General features: G+C 45.8%; 12 protein-coding genes. 8 read left to right on the forward strand and 4 right to left on the reverse strand.

All coding sequences use genetic code 11. From position 1 onward, the window contains the following. Positions 1–87 precede the first annotated feature (87 nt). Positions 88–1680, reverse strand: a complete 1593-nt coding sequence (locus QUA27_RS04960; protein WP_333066730.1) for a DGQHR domain-containing protein — start codon at positions 1678–1680, stop codon at positions 88–90. A gap of 213 nt (positions 1681–1893) precedes the next feature. Between QUA27_RS04960 and dndB the strand changes: the two genes are divergently transcribed. From dndB to dndE, 6 genes are all read left to right on the forward strand, one after another. Beyond that, on the forward strand, positions 1894–3006 hold the full coding sequence (gene dndB, locus QUA27_RS04965; protein WP_333066731.1) for a DNA sulfur modification protein DndB: 1113 nt from the start codon (positions 1894–1896) through the stop codon (positions 3004–3006). 165 nt (positions 3007–3171) lie between these two features. Further along, a complete protein-coding gene (locus QUA27_RS04970) occupies positions 3172–4185 on the forward strand; it encodes an HNH endonuclease (RefSeq protein WP_333066732.1) in 1014 nt (337 codons plus the stop codon). Then, positions 4182–5867, forward strand: a complete 1686-nt coding sequence (dndC, locus tag QUA27_RS04975) for a DNA phosphorothioation system sulfurtransferase DndC (protein ID WP_333066733.1) — start codon at positions 4182–4184, stop codon at positions 5865–5867. The genes QUA27_RS04970 and dndC overlap by 4 nt, the downstream gene beginning before the upstream one ends. 121 nt (positions 5868–5988) lie before the next feature. Further along, on the forward strand, positions 5989–7986 hold the full coding sequence (gene dndD, locus QUA27_RS04980) for a DNA sulfur modification protein DndD (RefSeq protein WP_333066735.1): 1998 nt from the start codon (positions 5989–5991) through the stop codon (positions 7984–7986). Between the two features lie 105 nt (positions 7987–8091). Continuing rightward, entirely contained in the window at positions 8092–8481 is a 390-nt protein-coding gene (locus QUA27_RS04985; protein ID WP_333066736.1) for a GxxExxY protein, read from the forward strand. 81 nt (positions 8482–8562) lie between these two features. Next, complete coding sequence (dndE, locus tag QUA27_RS04990; protein ID WP_333066737.1) at positions 8563–8964, forward strand: DNA sulfur modification protein DndE; 402 nt, start codon at positions 8563–8565, stop codon at positions 8962–8964. Between the two features lie 62 nt (positions 8965–9026). On the opposite strand, the gene thiD is transcribed toward dndE, so the two are convergent. Continuing rightward, complete coding sequence (gene thiD / locus QUA27_RS04995; RefSeq protein ID WP_333066738.1) at positions 9027–9836, reverse strand: bifunctional hydroxymethylpyrimidine kinase/phosphomethylpyrimidine kinase; 810 nt, start codon at positions 9834–9836, stop codon at positions 9027–9029. 208 nt (positions 9837–10044) lie between these two features. Between thiD and QUA27_RS05000 the strand changes: the two genes are divergently transcribed. Next, entirely contained in the window at positions 10045–10824 is a 780-nt protein-coding gene (locus tag QUA27_RS05000; protein ID WP_333066739.1) for an MBL fold metallo-hydrolase, read from the forward strand. Positions 10825–10977: 153 nt separating this feature from the next. Here the strand turns inward: QUA27_RS05000 and ftsZ are convergent, their stop codons facing one another. Next, positions 10978–12252 (reverse strand): cell division protein FtsZ, encoded by a 1275-nt coding sequence (gene ftsZ / locus QUA27_RS05005; protein WP_333066740.1) that lies wholly within the window; start codon positions 12250–12252, stop codon positions 10978–10980. 118 nt (positions 12253–12370) lie between these two features. Between ftsZ and QUA27_RS05010 the strand changes: the two genes are divergently transcribed. Then, a complete protein-coding gene (locus QUA27_RS05010) occupies positions 12371–12574 on the forward strand; it encodes a hypothetical protein (RefSeq protein WP_333066741.1) in 204 nt (67 codons plus the stop codon). Positions 12575–12621: 47 nt separating this feature from the next. Here the strand turns inward: QUA27_RS05010 and QUA27_RS05015 are convergent, their stop codons facing one another. Beyond that, the gene (locus QUA27_RS05015) at positions 12622–13524 is read right to left on the reverse strand and encodes a cell division protein FtsQ/DivIB (RefSeq protein WP_333066742.1); all 903 of its coding nucleotides are present in this window, start codon (positions 13522–13524) and stop codon (positions 12622–12624) included. Between the last annotated feature and the right edge of the window lie 295 nt (positions 13525–13819).

Below are 13819 nucleotides of genomic sequence, written 5' to 3' on the forward strand. Positions count from 1 at the left end.
TAGGCAAGGTGCAGATTCAATTATACAAAACCAATTTGCTTCCTGCTTTATCTGTCTTCGTCGCTGTGGACTTTGCCCAAGAAAAACTTAGCTCAGCACTGGCGGCAATCCTACCTCTTGCGGCTGCACAAACCTGCCGTTAAAACTAATAGCTTTATCCTCAAAAGTCCTCGCTTCCGCTACCGCTTGCCGCAAATGAGCTCGCTCCATATCGTCCTGAATTCCCCCCACCAAATATACAATTAACTTCGTCGCTAAATCTTTTCCAGAAACTAGCACTCGCTTTTTGTTCGGATCGTACAAAATCCCGTACCAGGCAGACTCAGGATTATCCATGTGGCTAAATCCTTCATCCACATCGAATCTGCGGAGTTTGTCGAAAATAGATTTCAGGGAAAGTTTCTTTCTAAATACTAGAATTCCCAAAGCATTAGCTAAAGCAATTTGACCGACGGGACGGAACAAAATATTTCCCTCGCCCCCTGGCTTTTCAAAACTAAATCGGCGCAATTCCGCCGTTTCTTCGCCGCTTTCAATTCTTTGATAGCTGGGCAAAGTTGCTAAATGATCGAACAGTTTTTTAAACTCTTCAATTCCCTCTTTTAGTTCCTCATCTTCGGGACGCATGGGAATTAAACCTTTTCGTTCCGGCTTCCAATGAGGGAATTTGTATTCTAAATACCGTTCGGACATATCTTGCAGCGCTTGCAATGTGGTTAAGACAGTTGATTTTGCTGCGACTGTGGCGCTGTCCCAATTGACGCGGGGGTTTCTGTCATCTTGTTCTTTTAATAAGGGATGGGTGACGGCAATTTTTCGGGCCGCGATCGCAAATCCGTTGTCCTCGTTCAATAATGCTAGCTGGCCCTGACTCAGCGTTACCGCCATTAGGTTAACGTGCACAAAGATCGATCGCACGCGCCGTTGTGCTTGCTGTCGCGTTTCCCCCGCTACCGCCGCCGGGATAAACTCAATCCCGATTTTTTCGTGACCTAATTTATACACTGTTTCGGGGTCGATTTGATACTCTTCTGCTAAATCTTCCAGAGTAATTGCAGCGCCGACAGGTTTTTTATTTTTGTTGTATCTTTGCAGGATTCCGGTTTTAATTAAACTCATTAAACCTTGAACTCCCATCAGCCGATGCTGGCCGTCTAAGGCAAAAATTGAGACTTTTTGAGAGACATTCAAAAGCCCTATGTTCTCGTTTTTATCAAAGGATGTAAATTCAGCAGCCGATTTAGTTGCTACGCCATTTTTATCCCATTCCTCGGCTAAAGGATTGTCTACCCACGGGGGACTGACGACTACTAAAACTGCGGGGAATTTGTGCGATTTTCGGGCTGCTAAATATTGAGTTAGGGTGGCTTGGCGCGACCAATCTAAGGGACGCTGGATAATTTCGTCAATGGTTTCGTCGTCGCGGACGATGTTGTTCGTTTGGAGGTCGAATTTTTGGCGGAAAAGCGGCATTTGCGAGGCGAAACGGACGCGAGAGTCTAACCATTCTAGGGTGACTGAACCGATGTATGCTTCAGTGTTTCCCATCTGGGTTTTTTGGACAAAAATGCGATCGTCCTTTCCTAAATAATTATCTAATAAAAGTGCGATTTGCTGTCTTTCGCGATTTTCTTTTTCCAAAAATTGACTAGCGAGGTCATCCGCTGGGTTGGTAGTCATCGGCGGTTTTTATATAAATATGATATTTTTTAAAAAAATATCATATATTAAAGTTTATGTCAACACTTGTTTTTAAAAAAACCTTGTGAAATACTTAAATTATGCCCTACTTGCCCCTAAATATCATAAAAATTGCATAAACTCAATAGCTATTAATGCTTAATTCCCATACCCAATGCCCCATGCCCCATTCCCAAGGCCCCATTCTAAAATATGTCTACTCCTTCCTTTGAATACATTTTGCCGGTCATCCGGGGAATTCAAGCGGGCCGCGAATATTACGTGTCGATGTGTCCGGTGCGTTTTTTGCCGAAATTGTTTCCCTTTGAATCAGAAGAGTTGCCGCCGTCTATGCGGGCGAAACGCGCGCTTAACAAAGCTAGGATTCCCGAAATTGCTGATTATTTTGTCAAGAACCCTACAAATTATACTTGTGGGGCTATTGCTGCTTCGATTGATGCGGATATTACTTTTGAAGCAGTGGGAAATGAGGCGGAGGAAAGGAAAATCGGTCGCTTGCGGGTGCCGATGGATGCTAAGTTTACTATTAATGACGGACAGCATCGCCGGGCGGCTTTTGAGATGGCTTTGAGGGAAAATCCGCAGTTGGGATATGAGACGGTGGCGCTGATTTTGTTTCTCGATATTGGGTTGGAAAAATCGCAGCAGATGTTTGCTGATTTGAATAATTTTCAAGTTCCTTTGGAGGCGTCGCTAAGTGTACTTTACAACCACCGGGACGATCGCGCTTTTGTGGTGAAGGCTGTTGTTAAGCAGGTTGAGGTTTTCCGGTGTTTGACAGAGATGGAGAGGGGGAGTTTGAACGGGCGATCGCACAAATTGTTTACGCTGAGTGCGATCGATCGTGCGATCGTGGCTTTGCTGTCTAATATTGAGGGCAGCGAACAGGCAAAACCCTCTGGTTCTCGCACCAAAAAAGAACAGAAAGAGGAAGAACTCGCTCAAAAAATACAACTGGCGGTTAGTTATTGGAATGCGGTTAGCAATTTTATTCCAGATTGGCAATTAGTTCTGCACAAGCAAGTGGCGGCGGGGGAAATGCGCCGGGATTGCGTGCACTGTCACAGTGTTGTGCTTGAGAGTTTGGGGGAAGTTGGGGCGGCTTTGCTATGGGCTTTTCCTGAGAGTTGGAAGGAACGTTTGAGCCTTTTGCAGCAGGTTGATTGGTCGATTTCTAATCCTGATTGGGAGGGTGGGATTTTGTTGAAAGGGGGGATTTCGCGATCGAGGGCGAGTGTTAGTTGGATGACTAATTATTTGAAAAAGCGGTTGGGCTTGGAAACCGCAGATGCACGCGGACAGTGATATAATTATCTCCTGTTTAGGCTAGAAAATTACTTTTTAGTCTGCTGACACTGCTTAAATTGTCTACTTTCTGCGTTATGGTTGTGCCTTGCGGTGCTTAACTTTTTCTTGAAAAGAGTGTAAAATTTTAGGTTGGATTGTATTTAATCATAGCTGGAGGAGGAAATGACTACAGGGGAAGAGTCCAAAAATAAGAATTTAGCATACTATCGCAATTGTTTTTCTCAGATCATTGTAGGCAAGCGAGACAAGTATACAAAAAGAGTCGATGCTCTATATCAGCCAATACTACTAATGTCTGTAACTGATTTAATTGCACAAGGTTTGATCGAGGAGAACAAAATTACGATTTCTGATGAATTAACTAACACTTTCAACAAATACTTGTCTGTGCTGAGTCCTCATTCTCGCGAGAAGGTGAGTTTTTCTATTGCGTTTTTTCATTTAAGCATAAACAATAGGAAGCCTCCATTTTGGCACCTTAAATTTAACGAAGGATATGAAGGAAAGCGTGGTCAATCAATCACCACCTTAAAAAGAAATGTTGACAGTGCCAAACTGGACGAGAAACTATTTAATTTATTGCAAGATAGTAATGCCAGGAAAGAATTAATAGATGTACTGATCTCGGTCTGGTTTTCATCTACCAATAAACAAATTGAAGATATTTTAAATATTAACCAGTTTTTTCAAGATTCAACATTGCATCAATTAGATACTATTGAATCTGGTAATACAGATAGACAACCAAAGGTGTATTTAAAAAAATCTGTGGTTAGAGAGGCTTTTTTTCGTAAATCTATCGTGCATTTGTATGATTACCGATGTGCTTTTTGTCGATTGAAAGTTACACGTTCGCTTAGTCAAAGTATTGTAGACGGCGCACATATCAAGCCATTCTCTGAGTTTTATGATAATAGACCAGATAATGGACTCTCACTATGTAAAAATCATCATTGGGCATTCGACCGAGGATGGTTTGCTGTTGACGATCGTTATCAAATTATAGTTGCTAGCGATCTACAAGAGGACTCACCATACCCTAGATTAATGAGAGAGTTTCAGGGAGAAGAGATTCTTTTGCCAAGTTCAGACCAATATTATCCGAGAATAGATGCGCTTCAATGGCATCGCAAAAATGTGTTTACTTCAAAATCCAAAGGGAGAGCGATAAAATGAATGAATTACAACAGATGTCACTATTTCCGCCCCGCAGTATTGGCGATTTAATGGCAGACATAGAAATTTTAAAAAAGGAAATTCAAGAGCTTTATTGTCAAGATGAACTCCCACTTGTAATCGGTTGGAGTGGCGGCAAAGATAGTTCGGCAGTCTTACAGCTTGTCTGGTATGCGATTGCAGAGTTACCCATTGAGAAACGCCACAAAAAAATTCATGTTTTAACAAATGATACACTGGTAGAAAACCCTATAGTATCTGCTGGAGTACATAATTCTCTAAAACGGATGAAAGTTGCAGCCCAAGAACAGGGAATGCCAATAGAGACTCATTTAACTTATCCAGCCGTTCAAGATACCTTTTGGGTGTGCTTAATAGGTAAAGGATACCCAGCACCTAGAAACCGATTTAGATGGTGTACAGAACGATTGAAAATACAACCAACAGGTTCTTTTGTTCGTGAAATAATTAGAACTAGCGGTGAGGTAATTCTTGTTCTAGGGACTCGCAAGGCAGAAAGTGCAAAACGCGCCGCAAATATGGCAAAACATAGGGAGTGGCGGGTAAGCGAACGCCTCAATGCTAATCCTACTCGCCCTAACTCTTATATTTACCTTCCCATTGAAGATTGGCGAACAGATGAAGTGTGGCTTTACTTGATGCAGTGGGATAATCCTTGGGGAAATAACAATAAAGATTTACTAACCATGTATCGAGGTGCAACTGCAGATAATGAATGTCCTTTAGTTGTCGATACTTCTACTCCTAGTTGTGGAAATTCTCGCTTTGGCTGCTGGGTTTGCACAATGGTAAGCCAAGATAAATCTATGGAAGCAATGATTCAAAATGATGAGGAAAAAGAATGGATGCAGCCTCTCCTGGATATTCGCAACGAATTAGATGTTGAAGACGATCGCCCAAAAAGAGACTTCCGCCGCATCTACGGTAGAGTAGAACTGTTTGAACGCAACATGGGCGACGACACAACCTCCGTCGAACCCATCCCAGGGCCCTACACCAAATTCTGGCGAGAACACTGGCTGAGACGAGTCTTGGAAGCACAAACCCACATCCGCAAAACCGCACCCCTAGAAATGCGCGACATCACCTTAATTACCCCAGAAGAACTTAGCGAAATCCGTCGCATTTGGCTGGAAGAAAAACACGAATTTGACGACAGTTTGCCCCGGATTTACGAAGAAGTCACGGGCGAACCTTTTGAAGATTCCCGTCCCGCCGCCGAAAGAAAACTCCTCGGTAGCGATGAATGGGCTGCGATCGAAGAGATTTGCAGCGAGGACAAAATGCACCTCGAATTGATGGCAAAACTCCTTGATACAGAACGCCAATACTACACGAAACCCCGCCGTACAGGAATTTACGGCGATTTGGACAAATGCTTTGAAACCAGTTCGCGATCGAAGGAAGAAGCGATTGGCAACGCCCACTATCAACGCAATTTAAAAAAAGCGGTGGAAGATATTAAAGCAAATCCGACGGAAAACATTCAGCAATTCAAAGATGCGATCGCCCAAACCAACAGTTCCGCAAAAAACGATACTGTTGATATTGCCAAACTTAAAGAAGAACTCGAAAGCAACAGCAATCAAAGCAGACAGCTATCTTGGGCAGACATCAAATTTTCTACTCCCGATGTAGGAGATAAAAATAGCAAAGATTAAATCTGTTAAATCAAAATTTCCCCTGCGTAAGGTGCGTCAGCTATCATTATTCTCGACATAATGATAGCCCAATCGCTGGCGTACCTACCAAACAAATCAGCAACCACCGACAACATCTACAATGCAATTCCTCGAACTCGTCCTCAAAAACTTCGGCCCCTATGCAGGCACCCAAACCATCAATCTCCGCCCCGAAAAAGACGGAAATTCCTGCCCAGTCATTTTATTTGGCGGCATGAATGGCGGCGGCAAAACCACCCTCATGGACGCCATTCGCCTCGCCCTCTACGGTGGTCGCGCCCAATGTTCCACCAGAGGCAATTTAAGCTACAGCGACTTTCTCAATCAATGCGTCAACCGCCACACTCCCCCATTAGAAGATACCCGCGTCGAACTAACATTTGAACAAGTCCAAGATGACAAATTAGCTCAATTCAAAATAGTTAGATACTGGAAAAAAGCCGATATCAAAGATAACTTAAGCATTCTCATATACAGCGAAATTGTCAGCGATTGGTGGTCCGACAAAGCGATTACCAACACCTGGGACGAATACATCGAAACCCTTTTGCCCGTCGGAATATCCAACCTATTTCTGTTTGACGGCGAACAAGTAAAAGAACTCGCCGAACTCGAAACACCACCAGAGTTTGTCGTCGGGGCGATTAAATCTCTTTTAGGTTTAGAATTAGCAGAACGCCTCGCCGTCGATTTAGAAATATTAGCCGGCCGCAAGCGGAAAGAAATTGCTGGCAAAAAAGACTTGGCTGCTTTAGAGAAAATCGAAGAAAGTTTTAAGAAAATTACTGATGACATAGACTCAGCTAAGCAAGAACAAGCCAGCTTTAAAAACGAATTAGATAAAGCTCAAAAAAATCAGCAACAAGCCTCAGAAAAGTTTATTTATGAAGGCGGAAAAATTGCCGCAGATCGCAGTCAACTAGACAGACAGCTAAACGACTACAGAAATCAGGCAGACAAAACCCGTCAAGCCATGATGGAATTGGCATCAAACACGCTACCACTAGCCCTAATTTCGCCCTTGCTAAGTGAAGCAAAAACGCAAGCAGAAACAGAAGCCACCCAGCAGCAAGCAAAGATTGCCCAAAATGTTATCAAACAAAGAAGCGATCGCCTCCTCAACTATATCGCGGAAATTTCGTTAAATCCCCAACACCTAGATAAAATTCAAGACTTCATCCGCCAAGAAAACCAAGAACTCGAACAGCAAGCCGGCACAGAGTCCCCGCCCTGGATGAACGCCGACAACAACAGCATCCAGCAACTAGACAACCTCCTTAGCTACCAAATCAAAGCCCAGCAAATTATAGCCCGCGACCAAATAGAAGAAATCAAAAACATCGAAGCAGAAATCGACTTCACAGACAGACAACTCGCAGCCGCAGCTTCCCCCGAAGCCTACGAAAAACTAGAAGAACAAGTCAGGAAAGCCCAAAAAGCAGTCGCTATCGCAGCCGCAGCCTTGGAATCAGCAAACCGCCGCGTCGATGAATTAGAGAGAGAATTAGCCAAAAACCAAAAAGAACTAGAAAACTACAGTAGCGAATACATCACCATCAGAAACAGCCAACACGTCATCGCTTCGATCGCCAAAGCCCAAGCCACCCTCAAACTCTTTAAAGAAAAACTCACCCTCAAAAAACTCAACAAACTCGAAATAGAAATTACCGACTGTTTCCGCTACCTGTTGCACAAAACCGACCTCGTGCACAGAGTTGCGATCGACACTCAAACATTTAGCCTTTCCATTTACGATCCAGAAGGCAAACCGGTACCCAAACACCGACTTTCAGCCGGGGAAAAACAATTGCTGGCGATCGCCTTTTTGTGGGGATTAGCGAGAGTATCCGGGAGACAATTGCCAGTGGCGATCGACACTCCTTTGGGCCGCCTCGACTCCTCCCACAGAAACAACCTAGTGGAACGCTATTTCCCCTCGGCCAGCCACCAAGTCATCCTGCTTTCTACCGACACGGAAATTAGAAAAGTAGAATACGAAAAACTCCAAGAATTAGAGGCGATTGCCCACAGCTACCTCCTCAAATACGACTCCGCAAAACACCAAACCACCGTCGAAAAAGGTTACTTCTGGGAATGAACCGCAGATGAGGGCAGATGAACACGGATGAACGCAGATTGGATTGGATGGGGATTTTTGGTATAGTTTGGGATGTGGGATTTTTTTAACCGCAGATGAGGGCAGATGAACACGGATGAACGCAGATTGGAATTGAATGGGATTACGGAAAAAATTATTGGTTGTGCTTTTAAGGTAGGAAATACTTTAGGTTGTGGATTTTTGGAGCAAGTTTATCAGAATTCTTTGGTTTATGAACTTCGCAAAACAGGGATGCTGGTTGAACCTCAGTTTGTCATTTATGTCCATTATGAAGATATCATCGTTGGCAAATTCATCCCAGATGTGTTGGTGGAAAGATCCGTGCTTGTAGAACTCAAAGCTATTAAATCACTGGGTGAAAGAGAAATGGCACAGTGTCTCAATGTCATAAAAGCTACAAAACTAACCGTCTGCTTGCTCATCAATTTTGGCAACCCTAAAGTAGAAATTCAACGAATAGTCAATAACTTCTAAGCAGCAGATACAATCTCATGCTATTATCTGCGTTAATCCGTGTTCATCTGCCCTCATCTGCGGTAACAAAATTATCAACCTATGGAACCACCAGTCGATCGCATCCGCCTATCCCAAACAGGCAAAGACCAACTATCAAAACTGAAACGATCGACCAAAATTGACCAGTGGAACATCCTCTGTCGGTGGGGATTTTGCCGATCACTCGCCGAACCCAGCATCCCCTCGCCAGTACCAGTTCCCAGCGACAGCAACGTCGAATTAAGCTGGGATGTCTTCGGCGGCGACATGGCCGATATCTTGATAATGGCCCTCAAGCAGCGGTGTCACCAAGACAATTTAGGCACAGAAAAAGAAACTCTAGCCAAACAATTTCGCCTGCACTTGCACCGAGGGATTGGTTATTTGGCCGGCGATCCGAATATTAAGAAAATCGAAGACTTGGTGGCGATCGCTTTATCGCCTGAAAAATTAAGAAATTAAACGAACCGCGAAGACGCAAAGGACGCGAAAGAAGAAGGGAAGAGAAGGGATGAGTTCACAATTTACTTCAGTAAAAGCGGGAAAAAATGACCTACTGGCCCCTGACCTTCCCCAATATCCAAAGCATATTTGAGAGCAGTAGTCACATAATCCTTAGCCAATGTCACGGCTGTAAACAAATCTTTCCCCAAAGCCAAATTAGCGGCGATCGCAGCACTCAAAGTACAACCAGTCCCGTGAGTATTCCCAGTATCAACATTTTCAGTCTTCAACACATCCAACCGCGTACCGTCAAACCAAACATCAATTCCCCGCAAATCTCCTTTCATCCCGCCACCCTTCACCAAAACCGCCTTCGCCCCTAAACTGTGAATTTTCTCCGCAGCCGATCGCATATCGTCTAGAGAAACAATCTCTAAACCGCTCAAAATCTGAGCCTCAAACCGATTCGGAGTCACGACAGCAGCCAAAGGAATCAAAATATCCCGCAAAAATGCGATCGCCCCCTCGTCAATCAATCGATCGCCCGATCGTGAAACCATCACCGGATCGACAACCAAATTCCCTATTCCCAAAGCTTCTACCTGCGAAGCCACCGCCGCCATAATTTCCCGATTCAGCAGCATCCCAGTCTTCACAGCATCCACCCCAATATCCCCAACCACCGCCTCAATTTGAGCCACCACAGCCTCCGCAGACAAAGCATCAACTCGCGTCACCCCCAAAGTATTTTGAGCCGTCACACAAGTCAAAGCACTCGTACCGTGCACGCAGTGAAACGCAAAAGTCCGCAAATCCGCCTGAATCCCGGCCCCCCCGCCACTATCGGAACCAGCCACAGTCAAAGCCACAGGAATTTTCGATTTAATCATCTTTTTTGCAACCGCAGATAAACGCAAACAAACGCAGATAAATCCCATCTTATCCGCGTTCATCAGCGCTCATCCGCCCTCATCTGCGGTTAAAACTTCCCATCTTATCCGCGTTCATCAGCGCTCATCCGCCCTCATCTGCGGTTAAAACTTCCCAAACAAAATTAGCTATGATTAAAACCAATGTAAAGAATTATTGCAAACAACTGTGAAACTCACCCGAATCGACCTCAACTCTTGGATATTCCACATCGCAGGGCAAACCATCCTCGTCGATCCCTGGCTGGTCGATCCCCTGGTATTTTACGGTCAACCCTGGCTGTTCACCGCCTACCACAACACCCCCGTCGCCTTCACTCCCAGCACCTTACCGCCGATCGACCTCATCCTGATTTCCCAAGGATTAGACGACCACTGTCACAAACAAACACTCGAACAGCTCGATCGCACAATTCCCGCGATCACCTCACCCACCGCCGCCAAAGTCCTCAGCAGTTTAGGCTACACCACTATCACATCTTTAGCAAATTGGCAAGAGTTAAATTTTAAAGAAAAGTTACAAATTACTGCCGTACCCGGAGCCGAAATCGGGCCGGGACAAGAAGAAAACGGCTATTTGCTCAAAGATTTAAGCAGCGGCGAGACACTTTATTACGAACCGCACCGGCCACCATTAGAAAAAGTCAAACAGAAAATAGACACAGTAGACGTAGCCATCGCCCCAGTCATCGGTCAAATCTTCCCATTCCTCGGACAAGTCATCATCGGCCCTTCGGAAGCCCTCAGCCTCGCCCAAACACTCAAACCTCGGTTTTTCCTGCCTACAGCGGCGGGAGACATCCGAGCCACAGGCATTTTACCAATGTTAGTGCGATCGGTCGGCAGCATCCCCGAATTTCGGGATTTGCTAGCAAAATCGGGACTTTCCACCCAACTTCTCGAACCCGAACCAGGCCAAACCCTAGAGATTTTAGATTTTAGATTTTAAATTTTTTAGATTTTTTAGATTTTTTAGATTTTAGATTTATCTAAAATCCCAAATCCCAAATCTCAAGAGATTTTAGATTTTTCAGATTGGAGATTTGAGATTAATCCGCCATCCACAATCCCCAATCCAAAATCTAAAATCTAAAATCTAAAATCATTTTGGTGGGCGACGGTTACGCAAAAACTCAGGAATATCCAATCCCAAATCCTGCGGCGGTTTCGTTTTCGGATCGGGCGTCTGTTGAGCAGGAGTCACCGGCACAGTTGCAGCCCGCCAAGGAGCATTAACATTTTGCGTCCGCCCCGTAGGCGGAGGCGACGGAACTTCCCCCGAAAAACCAGTAGCGATCACAGTAATCTTAATTTCGCCCTGAAGCCGCTCGTCAATCACCGCTCCAAAAATAATATTGGCATTCGGATCGACAACCTCGTAAATCGTCTCAGCCGCCGCATTCACCTCGTGCAGCGTCATGTCAGTACCGCCAGTGATGTTAAACACCACACCTCTAGCGCCCTCAATAGACGAAGCTTCCAGCAGAGGCGAAGAAATAGCCTGCATCGCAGCCTCTCTAGCCCGCGACTTCCCAGAACCCACGCCGATGCCCATCAAAGCCGAACCGGCATCAGCCATTACTGCCCGCACGTCAGCAAAGTCAACATTCACCAAACCGGGAATAGTAATAATGTCAGAAATACCCTGAACCCCTTGGCGCAGGATATCGTCAGCAACTCGAAAAGCCTCTTGCACCGGCATTTGTTCCGAAATCACAGACAGCAGCTTGTCGTTAGGAATTACGATCAGCGTATCCACCCGGGTTTGCAAAGCCGCAATCCCTTCTTCAGCTTGGCTGGTGCGCCGCCGTCCCTCAAACGTAAAAGGCCGCGTCACTATGCCCACAGTCAATGCGCCCATTTCCTTAGCGACCTCAGCCACGATCGGAGCCGCGCCTGTGCCCGTACCGCCGCCCATGCCGGCTGTGATAAATACCAAATCCGCATGATTCAGAGCATTAGCAACCTCGTCGCGAGATTCCTCCGCAGCCTTTTGACCGATCGCCGGATTGCCCCCCGCGCCCAAACCGCGCGTCAATTTCTGTCCGACTTGCAAGCGTTTCGGAGCATTTGAGAGAACCAGAGCTTGGGAATCTGTATTCACGCACCAAAACTCGACACCAGAAACCTCGCTGGCAATCATCCGGTTAACGGCGTTGCCCCCACCGCCGCCGACGCCAATTACTTTGATTTTGGCAGCACTGCTGGGCATTATGTCTTTGGGATTGACCATAGGATCGATATCAATACTATCTACATTTACATAACCAGACTTGCGTCTAAAGGGATTGGCGGAATCTGCAGCCACCGGAAAATTTTTTACTTCTTCCGAAGGGGGACTGTCTTGGTCAGACCCCTGTCTATTATTAAGCTTCATTAGAGTCGGGGATAGTAGATTACAGCTTTTTAACTAAACGCCAATTCACAATCAACTATAGGCTAAGTTGCGCGAAAAACTAACACTGGTCGATGCTTAATGTTAGCAATCTCGGATTTTGCCGACCTCGCTAGCCCAGACCTCGCTTGACGCCATCCAGGTACTTGACCGGATTAAGGCAGTTGTAAGCAAGGCAGAAGGAAAAAAAAGGATACTAGCCTCAGAGGCATCGGGATGGAAAGAAAAATCAGATTTTTTTTCCGGACTCGATATTAAAAAACAGTCCTTATTTCCAGCGCTGGGTATTGATCCTGATGGCTAAAAATTCTGCCGTCCGATCGATACCTTCTACGTTCTGTTGACAGAGAATCAATTCTGGGCGCGAGTGGGTGCGGGAGTTGAACTCTCCAAACTGGGGGGGAGTTCTGGCAAATGGACGATCGGCGAAGCAGGATTTTTCAAGTCAATGTAGGCTATTTTGCTTGAATCTATCTGTTTTGGCAATTGTCGCATTCGGTCTAAAACCTTAAGTTGCTCCGCAGTCCTGGAACTGTACGGCCCTAAGTGTACGGTACCGATCTCTGTTTTCAAGATCAAGTTGTTCGGGTTTTGCCAATTAATCTCAAACACTTTCACCGTCAAGCCGCTGAGTCCTTGGTAAAACTTCGGCCAATAGGCGCGATACTGTTCCAAAGGCCCGATGACTTTTAAAGTGGGCAAAGAACGCTGAGGCTGCGTTCCCGGAATGCTGCCGGGCCCGATCGAACTATTCTGCGATCGTACAGCAGTATAACTATCCGACGGCATCCAACCTCCGCGAGCGTCCAGCCACCCCACTTTTTCCTTGTCGCTGTTGGATCTCAACACCGCTGTCGGCTGCGCCACCGCCACCGGCAGGCGTTCTGCCACTTCTACAGTCAAACTAGGGGGAAACAAGTTGCGAGTCACCTTCGCTTTGGCAATGGGCCCCGTTGACTCCAACTTTTCGGCCAGGGCCTGCGGTTGAATCCCCCACAGCGACTGCGGGTAAGACAGCGGCACCAAAGACCGCACCGCCTTATCGGATAGCCACTGATTGCCCTCCACCTTCACTTGTTCCGATCGGGCAATTAACCAAGCCGGCTGAGCAATCCACCACAGCAAACCTCCAGCCATTGCGCTCGCTGCCAGCATTTGCCACACAACAGCCGCCAATCGAGCGCGCCTCTGCTGCCGCAACTTTTGGCGCCTGCGCCCTAACTCTGTTTGAGAAACCGCTCCAAAACTAGCCATCTACGTCTTGACAATATAGTAATTAAGGATTAGCACAAATTCAAAACTGTTTAATCTTTGTCTCTTGAGCCCTGTTTTCCCCTACCATTTAACCAGATCCCCGCAAATTTACCCAGCCTCCTGCCAATATCAGTAATATCACTGATCCCACTAAGTAATAAAAAATTATTAATTAAAAATTCGCAATTCCCGCGCCGGGAAAACCCCTTGCCAGATCAAGGTTGTTTGGGTATTTAGGGCATTACCCCACAGGGCAAAAGGTTATAAATCAAACTAAACTCAACTAAAGAAAGTT

Origin of the sequence: Microcoleus harperi Pol14_C6 (genome assembly GCF_036701295.1) — a bacterium.
In the GTDB taxonomy this organism is placed as follows: domain Bacteria; phylum Cyanobacteriota; class Cyanobacteriia; order Cyanobacteriales; family Microcoleaceae; genus Microcoleus.

Bases quoted from the DNA above. Each gene is read 5' to 3' on its own strand.
- QUA27_RS04960 (WP_333066730.1), bottom strand. From the start codon at position 1,680: ATGACTACCAACCCAGCGGATGACCTCGCTAGTCAATTTTTGGAAAAA.
- dndB (WP_333066731.1), top strand. From the start codon at position 1,894: ATGTCTACTCCTTCCTTTGAATACATTTTGCCGGTCATCCGGGGAATT.
- QUA27_RS04970 (WP_333066732.1), top strand. From the start codon at position 3,172: ATGACTACAGGGGAAGAGTCCAAAAATAAGAATTTAGCATACTATCGC.
- dndC (WP_333066733.1), top strand. From the start codon at position 4,182: ATGAATGAATTACAACAGATGTCACTATTTCCGCCCCGCAGTATTGGC.
- dndD (WP_333066735.1), top strand. From the start codon at position 5,989: ATGCAATTCCTCGAACTCGTCCTCAAAAACTTCGGCCCCTATGCAGGC.
- QUA27_RS04985 (WP_333066736.1), top strand. From the start codon at position 8,092: ATGAACACGGATGAACGCAGATTGGAATTGAATGGGATTACGGAAAAA.
- dndE (WP_333066737.1), top strand. From the start codon at position 8,563: ATGGAACCACCAGTCGATCGCATCCGCCTATCCCAAACAGGCAAAGAC.
- thiD (WP_333066738.1), bottom strand. From the start codon at position 9,836: ATGATTAAATCGAAAATTCCTGTGGCTTTGACTGTGGCTGGTTCCGAT.
- ftsZ (WP_333066740.1), bottom strand. From the start codon at position 12,252: ATGAAGCTTAATAATAGACAGGGGTCTGACCAAGACAGTCCCCCTTCG.
- QUA27_RS05015 (WP_333066742.1), bottom strand. From the start codon at position 13,524: ATGGCTAGTTTTGGAGCGGTTTCTCAAACAGAGTTAGGGCGCAGGCGC.